Annotated in this window: 8 protein-coding genes; 6 read left to right on the top strand and 2 right to left on the bottom strand. The window is 61.8% G+C overall.

Annotated elements, in window-relative coordinates:
- From ACE3OH_RS17420 to ACE3OH_RS17410, 3 genes are all read left to right on the top strand, one after another.
- The coding region (locus ACE3OH_RS17420) for a cation diffusion facilitator family transporter (RefSeq protein ID WP_374355999.1) at positions 1-615 on the top strand (615 nt) is incomplete at its 5' end.
- Positions 608-1108, top strand: a complete 501-nt coding sequence (gene thpR / locus ACE3OH_RS17415; protein WP_374355996.1) for an RNA 2',3'-cyclic phosphodiesterase — start codon at positions 608-610, stop codon at positions 1106-1108. The genes ACE3OH_RS17420 and thpR, both read left to right, overlap by 8 nt.
- Before the next feature lie 182 nt (positions 1109-1290).
- Complete coding sequence (locus ACE3OH_RS17410) at positions 1291-1461, top strand: hypothetical protein (RefSeq protein ID WP_374355993.1); 171 nt, start codon at positions 1291-1293, stop codon at positions 1459-1461.
- Between the two features lie 71 nt (positions 1462-1532).
- Here the strand turns inward: ACE3OH_RS17410 and ACE3OH_RS17405 are convergent, their stop codons facing one another.
- Both ACE3OH_RS17405 and ACE3OH_RS17400 read right to left on the bottom strand, forming a co-directional pair.
- On the bottom strand, positions 1533-2441 hold the full coding sequence (locus tag ACE3OH_RS17405) for a hydroxymethylglutaryl-CoA lyase (RefSeq protein WP_374355990.1): 909 nt from the start codon (positions 2439-2441) through the stop codon (positions 1533-1535).
- Between the two features lie 74 nt (positions 2442-2515).
- Positions 2516-2824 carry an ArsR/SmtB family transcription factor gene (locus tag ACE3OH_RS17400; protein ID WP_374355987.1) on the bottom strand — a complete coding sequence of 103 codons (309 nt, stop codon included), beginning with the start codon at positions 2822-2824 and terminating at the stop codon, positions 2516-2518.
- Between the two features lie 150 nt (positions 2825-2974).
- On the opposite strand from ACE3OH_RS17400, the gene gpmI reads away from it, so the two are divergent.
- The 3 genes from gpmI to ACE3OH_RS17385 form a co-directional block, all read left to right on the top strand.
- The gene (gene gpmI / locus ACE3OH_RS17395; RefSeq protein ID WP_374355984.1) at positions 2975-4516 is read left to right on the top strand and encodes a 2,3-bisphosphoglycerate-independent phosphoglycerate mutase; all 1542 of its coding nucleotides are present in this window, start codon (positions 2975-2977) and stop codon (positions 4514-4516) included.
- A 19-nt stretch (positions 4517-4535) separates the two neighbouring features.
- Positions 4536-5825, top strand: a complete 1290-nt coding sequence (locus ACE3OH_RS17390; protein ID WP_374355981.1) for a murein hydrolase activator EnvC — start codon at positions 4536-4538, stop codon at positions 5823-5825.
- A 28-nt stretch (positions 5826-5853) separates the two neighbouring features.
- Positions 5854-6806, top strand: a 953-nt coding sequence (locus ACE3OH_RS17385) for a S41 family peptidase (protein ID WP_374355978.1), incomplete at its 3' end; no start/stop codon positions are given.

The raw sequence follows: 6806 nt of genomic DNA, 5'->3' as shown, positions 1-6806 counted from the left end.
AATCTGCTCGGCTATGGCCTGGCCGATGCGCTGGCAGCGGTGGTGGTGGGCTGCATGATTGCCCATATGGGTGGCAAGTTTGCACTGACTGCGCTGTCAGACCTGACCGACCACGCACTGGACCCGGCCGAGGTGGCTGCGATTGAAGCGACACTGAGTGCCACGCCCGGCGGCCTTGGCGTCCATGCCTTGCGCACGCGCAAAATGGGTGACGATGCCCTGGTGGATGTGCATTTGCGTGTAGCGCCAGACCTGACCGTGTCGGAAGGCCACCGCATTGCCGAGGCGGCCCGCGCCGCAGTGCTGGACAAGCATCGCGCCATCGATGCCCTGGTGCATATCGATCCGGAAGAAGACGACCATGCCGACCGCTTGCTGGCGCTGCCCGATCGACAACGTATCCTGGCCGAGATGGAAGCGGCGGTCGGCCCGGTTCTGAGCCAGGCGCGCGCCATGCTGCACTATCTGGATGGTGCGGTGGAAGTCGATCTGCTGTTCGGACCCGAGCACTCGCCCGCTGAGTTGGCGCGCCTGCAGCAGGCCTTAAGCGAGCTGGCTACTCGGCGCGACTGGCTGCGCACGGTACGGGTGTTCGGTGGCGCGCTGCATGGCTGAGCGCCGGCTGTTTCTGGCGCTGTGGCCCGATGCGGCCACCCGGCAAGCCCTATTGGCGTCCCAGCGCGAGCTGCATGGGGCGCTGGGTGGGCGCTGCATGCGAGCAGAGGGCTTGCACCTGACTCTGGCCTTTATTGGCGATTGCCCGGAGCCGCAGCTTCAAGCCTTGGTGCGGGCTTTGTCGGCAATCGAGGGCAGGGCGGCGCGCTTGTCGCTCGATCGCTATGGCTACTGGCAAACCGGTATCGCCTGGCTGGGCATGGCATCGCCTCCTGCCGAGCTGCTGGCTTTGGCCAATGAACTGCGTCGGGTACTCGATGCAACCGGCGTGCGCTATGACCGCAAGCCGTTCAAGCCCCATATCACCCTGTTGCGCGATGCCGCGTCGGGCGCACTGCCGCGGCGGCTTCAGCCGCTGCACTGGCAAAGTGCCGGTCGCTTTTCCCTGATCGAATCGCAAATGGGCCGCTATCAGCGCTTGTTCGACTATTAAGCACCTGCGCTGCCTTGGCGCGGCGCCCGAAAGCTGTGGCGTGCTGGCCACCGACTGTCGCACCGAGCATGCACTTGATCAATCCTTTGGTCGCCACTATTGCGCTTTGCCGGGAATGCACCGATATTGCCCTTAAGCGCTGATTGATCGTGTTGTGCCAGATGGCACGGGAGGGTAGTGCAATGATCACCATCTTTGACATGGCCTCGGGCGAGGCGGCTGAGCCGGCCAGGGTTGAATCCGATACTTGCCGCATCGCCGAGCAAGACCGAACCGTCACCTTGCCGCCTTTGGCACTACGGCTGTTGACCGTTGATGAAGCCAAGGCGATGGAGCAAGCAAGAAGCCGCTAAGGCGCTGCACCTTCCCCAAACGATCAAGGCCCGCAATGCGGGCCTTGTCCATTTCAGCTGCCGGGGCGGCATCAGGCCAGTTGGGCTGCCAGCGCTGCCGCTACCTTGGAGGCGGCTGTCTTGCCCAGCTGTGCATTGATAAAGCGTCCGGCACTGGCCAGCTTGTCCAGATCGACACCGCTATCGATTCCCAGGCCATTGAGCAGGTAGACCACATCTTCGGTAGCCACATTGCCGCTGGCGCCCTTGGCATAAGGACAGCCGCCGAGGCCGGCGGCCGAGCAATCGATGGTGGCAACGCCCAGTTCCAGCACCGCATACAGATTGGCCAGGGCCATGCCATAGGTGTCGTGAAAGTGGGCGGCGAGCTTGTCGACCGGCACGCCGGCGGCAACTACTGCGGCTATCATGGCGCGCGCCTTTACCGGCGTGCCCACGCCTATGGTGTCGCCCAGCGAGATCTCGTAGCAGCCCATATCGAACAGCGCCTTGGCGACGCGGGCGACATCGTCCAACGGCACGTCACCCTGGTAGGGGCAGCCCAGCACGCAAGACACATAGCCGCGCACCGCCACGCCATCGCGGCGTGCCGCTTCGATCACCGGCGCAAAGCGCGCCAGGCTCTCGGCGATGGTGCAATTGATGTTCTTCTGCGAAAACGCTTCCGATGCCGCGGCGAACACGGCAATTTCCTCGGCGCCAGCAGCGCGGGCTGCTTCATAGCCCTGCATATTGGGGACCAGCACCGGGTAGCGTACGCCGGGCCGCTTGTTCAGCCCCTGCATGATGGCGCTATGGTCGGCCATTTGCGGCACCCACTTGGGCGATACAAAGGCAGTGGCCTCGATCACCTTGAGGCCGGCATCCGCCAGCTGGTCGATAAAGGCCAGTTTGATCTCGGTGGACAGCGGGGTCTTTTCGTTCTGCAAGCCATCGCGCGGGCCGACTTCAACAAGGGTGACTGCTTTGGGGTAAGTCATGACTGAATCCGGGTATCGGTTAAAACAGCAAGGGGCCGCGAAGTGGCCCCGAACTGTAGCTGTGGCGACTAATTTTAGCGGGCAAAGCCGCAGAACACATCGCGCATCATGCTCACCACTTCCAGGGTGCGCGGATCACCCACCCGGTAGTAGACGCGGTTGGCGTCCTTACGGGTGCGCAGTACCCCTTTCTCGCGCATGATGGCCAGATGCTGGGAAATATTGCTTTGCGAGGTGCCGACCGCATCGACGATTTCCTGAACGCTCACCTCGTGTTCGCCCAGTACGCAAAGAATCTTCAGGCGCAAAGGGTGCGACATGGCCTTCATCGCGCGTGATGCCTGCTCGATTTGGTCGTCGTCCTGGATCAGATGATAAGCCATGGTCTTCTTGAATTAGGGAAGGGGGCGCGGCTTGTGGATAGTTCTGATTGGCAGCCAGCGCCAGATGCGGCATGTTAATCGGCGCCCCGTCGCCGCGCAACCGCGCGCAACGCGCTAAAATGGCGGCCATTTCTTTGACCCACGGCGTTCATGATGACTCCCACCCCGGTTCTCCTCTTGATACTCGACGGTTTCGGTCACCGTCTCGAGGGCGATGACAACGCCATTTTGCATGCCAGAAAGCCACACTGGGATGGTCTGGTCGCGCAGTATCCCTATACCACCATCAATGCCTCGGAGCAGTTTGTCGGCCTGCCAGCCGGGCAATTCGGCAATTCGGAAGTCGGCCATCTGAATATTGGCGCCGGGCGAGTGTTGCAACAAGACATCAGTCGTATCGATTGCGATGTTGCAGATCAGACACTGGGCAGCAATCCGGTGCTGCGTCAGGCGATCGACGTGGCACGCGCCGGCAAGACGCTGCATATCTTGGGTCTGGTGTCCGATGGTGGCGTGCATAGCCACGACAGCCATATCCACGCCCTGATCCGCGATGCCCATGCGGCCGGCGTGGCGCGGATTGCCGTGCACGCCTTCCTGGATGGCCGCGATACGCCGCCGCGCAGTGCCGAGCGCTATCTGGCGCGCCTGCAGGCGGTGTGCGATGCCTGCCCCGGCGCCGAGATCGTGTCGGTAGTGGGCCGCTATTACGCCATGGACCGTGACCAGCGCTGGGAGCGCGTCGAGCCCGCCTACCGCCTGGTGGTGGATGGCGAGGCCGAACGGGTGGCCGCCAGTGCGCAGCAGGCCTTGGCGGCCGCCTATGAGTGCGGCGAGAACGATGAGTTCGTGCTGGCGACCGCAATACGCAAGGCCGGCGCGGCTACCCGCATCGAGGATGGCGATGCAGTGGTATTCATGAATTTCCGTGCCGACCGTGCGCGCGAGATCAGCACGGCGATCAATGACGACGCGTTCGATGGCTTTGCCCGGCCGCGTCGGGTTCGGCCAGCCATCTACGCCACCCTGACCCGCTATGCCGATGCTTATCCCTACCCGGTGGCTTATGAGAAACCCAAGGTGCGCAATGGCTTTGGCGAATACCTGGCGGGCCTGGGCCTGAAGCAGCTGCGCATTGCCGAGACGGAAAAATACCCACATGTCACCTACTTTTTCTCCGGTGGTGAAGAGCAGCCTTTCGCGGGCGAAGACCGGGTACTGGTGCCATCGCCCAAGGTGGCTACCTATGATCTGCAGCCGGCCATGAGCGCGGTGGCGGTGACCGACAAGATCGTCGAGGCCATTGCCAGCCGCCAGTACGCGGCCATCATCTGCAACTACGCCAACTGCGATATGGTCGGCCATACCGGCAATTTCGACGCCGCCAAACAGGCGGTTGAGGCGCTGGATGGCTGCATTGCCCGCTGTGTCGAGGCCATGCTGGCAGCGGGCGGCGAGGTGCTGATCACTGCCGACCATGGCAATGCAGAAATGATGTGGGACAAGGCATCAGGCCAGGTGCATACCCAGCACACCACCGATACCGTGCCTTTCCTGTATATCGGCCGCAAGGCGACCTTGGCGCCGCAAGGCGAAGGTGCACTGAAGGATATCGCTCCCAGCCTCTTGGCCATGATGGGCTTGCCGCAGCCGGCGGAAATGACCGGCCAATCACTGATCCGGTTCGCCTGATATGCAGGCCGGCCGATGGATGTGCCTGCTGCTTTCCGGCTGGGTGCTGGCTGCCCCGCCGGAACAGCCCGAGCAGGACTTGCAGCAGCTGCGCCAGAAGATCGACTCGCTCAAGCAGGAGTTACAGGCCAATGAGGCCAATCGCAGCGAGGCGGCCGATGCGCTGAAGGATTCGGAACAGGCGATCAGCGAAGCGAACCGCGTCTATGCCGAGCTCAATCGCCAGCAGATTGCCTCGCAGGCCGAATTGACGCGGGTGAATCTCGATATCTCGGCGGTACGCGCCAGCCTCGACAATAACCGGCAGCGCCTGGCGCGCCTGTTGCGGGCGCGCTATCGCAATGGCGAGCATGAGGCTTTGCGCCTGCTTCTGAACCGGCAAGACCCGAACCAGCTGTCGCGCGATCTGCACTACTACCGCTATATCGCCGAAGCGCAGCACAAGTTGTCGGGCCAATTGCAAAAGCAGCTCGATACCCTGAATCAGCTGGCAGCGCAGATCGAGGCCAAGCACCAGGAGCTGGTGAAGATCGCTGCCGAAAAGAAGGCGCAGCGCGACAAGCTGCGTAGCGAGCAAGCGAAGAAGCAACAGGTATTGACCGAGATTGCCAGCCAGATTGGCGCGCAGCGCAAGGAAATCGGCAAATTGCAACGCGATGAGCTGCGCCTCACCCAATTGGTGGAAAAGCTCAATCGCCTGATCAAGGAGCGTGAAGCGCAGGAAGCCCGCGAGCGTGAAAAGCAGGCCAAGGCCGAGAAGCTGGCCGAGGCGCGCGAAGCGGCACGTCAGGCCAAACAAGCCAAGGCAGCGAAACGCGCCGGCAAGGTCGAAGGGATAGACAAGCCCGCAGAAGAAATCAAGCCGGAAAAAACGGTCAAGAAGAACGACGCGCTACCCGACCCGTCTATCGACGGTCAGAAATTTGCCGAGCTGAAAGGCCAGCTGCGATTGCCGGCGCGCGGTGAAGTGATGGGCAAGTTCGGCAGCCCGCGCAGCGAAGGCACCTTGTGGAAGGGCGTATTCATCAAGACCGGTAACGGCCAGCCGATCAAGGCGGTGGCCAGTGGCCGGGTGGTGTTTGCCGATTGGTTGCGCGGCTTTGGCAATATGCTGATCATCGATCATGGCGGCGGCTATCTGAGCCTGTATGGCGCGGCCGAGGCGCTGATGAAGCAGGTTGGCGATACGGTCAAGCCCGGCGAAGATATCGCCAGCAGCGGCAATAGCGGTGGGAATGCCGAAACGGGCATATACTTCGAATTACGTCATTTAGGCAAACCGGTCGATCCGCTCCTGTGGGCCAAATAGCCCGTGGTGCAGCGGCAAAAGGAATGTGATGCAAGCAAAAGTGCAAAAGGCAAGCTGGTTGCTGGTGGGTATTACGGTCGGTGCAGCGATTACCGTGGGGGTGTCGGCACTGGCCGACAAGGAAAGCCTGTCACCGTTGCCGATCAATGAGCTGAGAACCTTCACCGAGGTCTATGCCCGCATCAAGCAGGACTATGTCGAGCCGGTGGAAGATAAAAAGCTGATCAATGAGGCCATCAACGGCATGCTGGCCGGCCTTGACCCTCACTCGTCCTATCTCGACCCGGAATCATTCAAGGAGCTGCGCGCCAATACCACCGGCGAATTCGGCGGCCTTGGGCTGGAAGTCAATCTGGAAGACGGCCTGGTCCGGGTAATTTCTCCGATCGAGGACACACCGGCATTCCGCGCCGGCGTCAAGGCTGGCGACTATATCGTCAAGATCGACGACACGCCGGTTCGCGGCATGTCGCTCAATGATGCGGTAGGCAAGATGCGCGGCAAGCCCAATACCGCGGTCAGCCTTACCGTGATGCGCAAGGGCGAAGCCAAGCCGATGGTGCTGTCGCTGACCCGCGCGGTGATCAAGGTGGTCAGCGTCAAATCCAAGCTGGTTGAGCCAGGCTACGGTTATGTACGCCTGACCCAGTTCCAGGAGCGCTCGACCGAAGACCTGGCCAAGGCCATCGACAATCTCTACAAGGAAAACAAGGGCGACTTGAAGGGCTTGGTGCTCGATCTGCGTAACGACCCCGGTGGCGTGCTCAATGCCGCAGTGGGCGTATCGTCGCTATTCTTGCCCGATGGCTCGCTGGTGGTCTACACCGAAGGGCGCGCGGCCGATTCCAAGATCACGATGAGCGCGTCGAAAGACTACTACGCCAAGGCGGTCAAGGAACTGCCCAAGGGCTTGAAGACGGTGCCGCTGGTGGTGCTGGTCAATGCCGGTTCCGCATCGGCTTCCGAAATCGTTGCTGGTGC

It is taken from the genome of Chitinimonas sp., assembly GCF_041904975.1.
In the GTDB taxonomy this organism is placed as follows: domain Bacteria; phylum Pseudomonadota; class Gammaproteobacteria; order Burkholderiales; family Chitinimonadaceae; genus Chitinimonas.
This window is presented reverse-complemented; position numbering and strand designations above follow the sequence as displayed.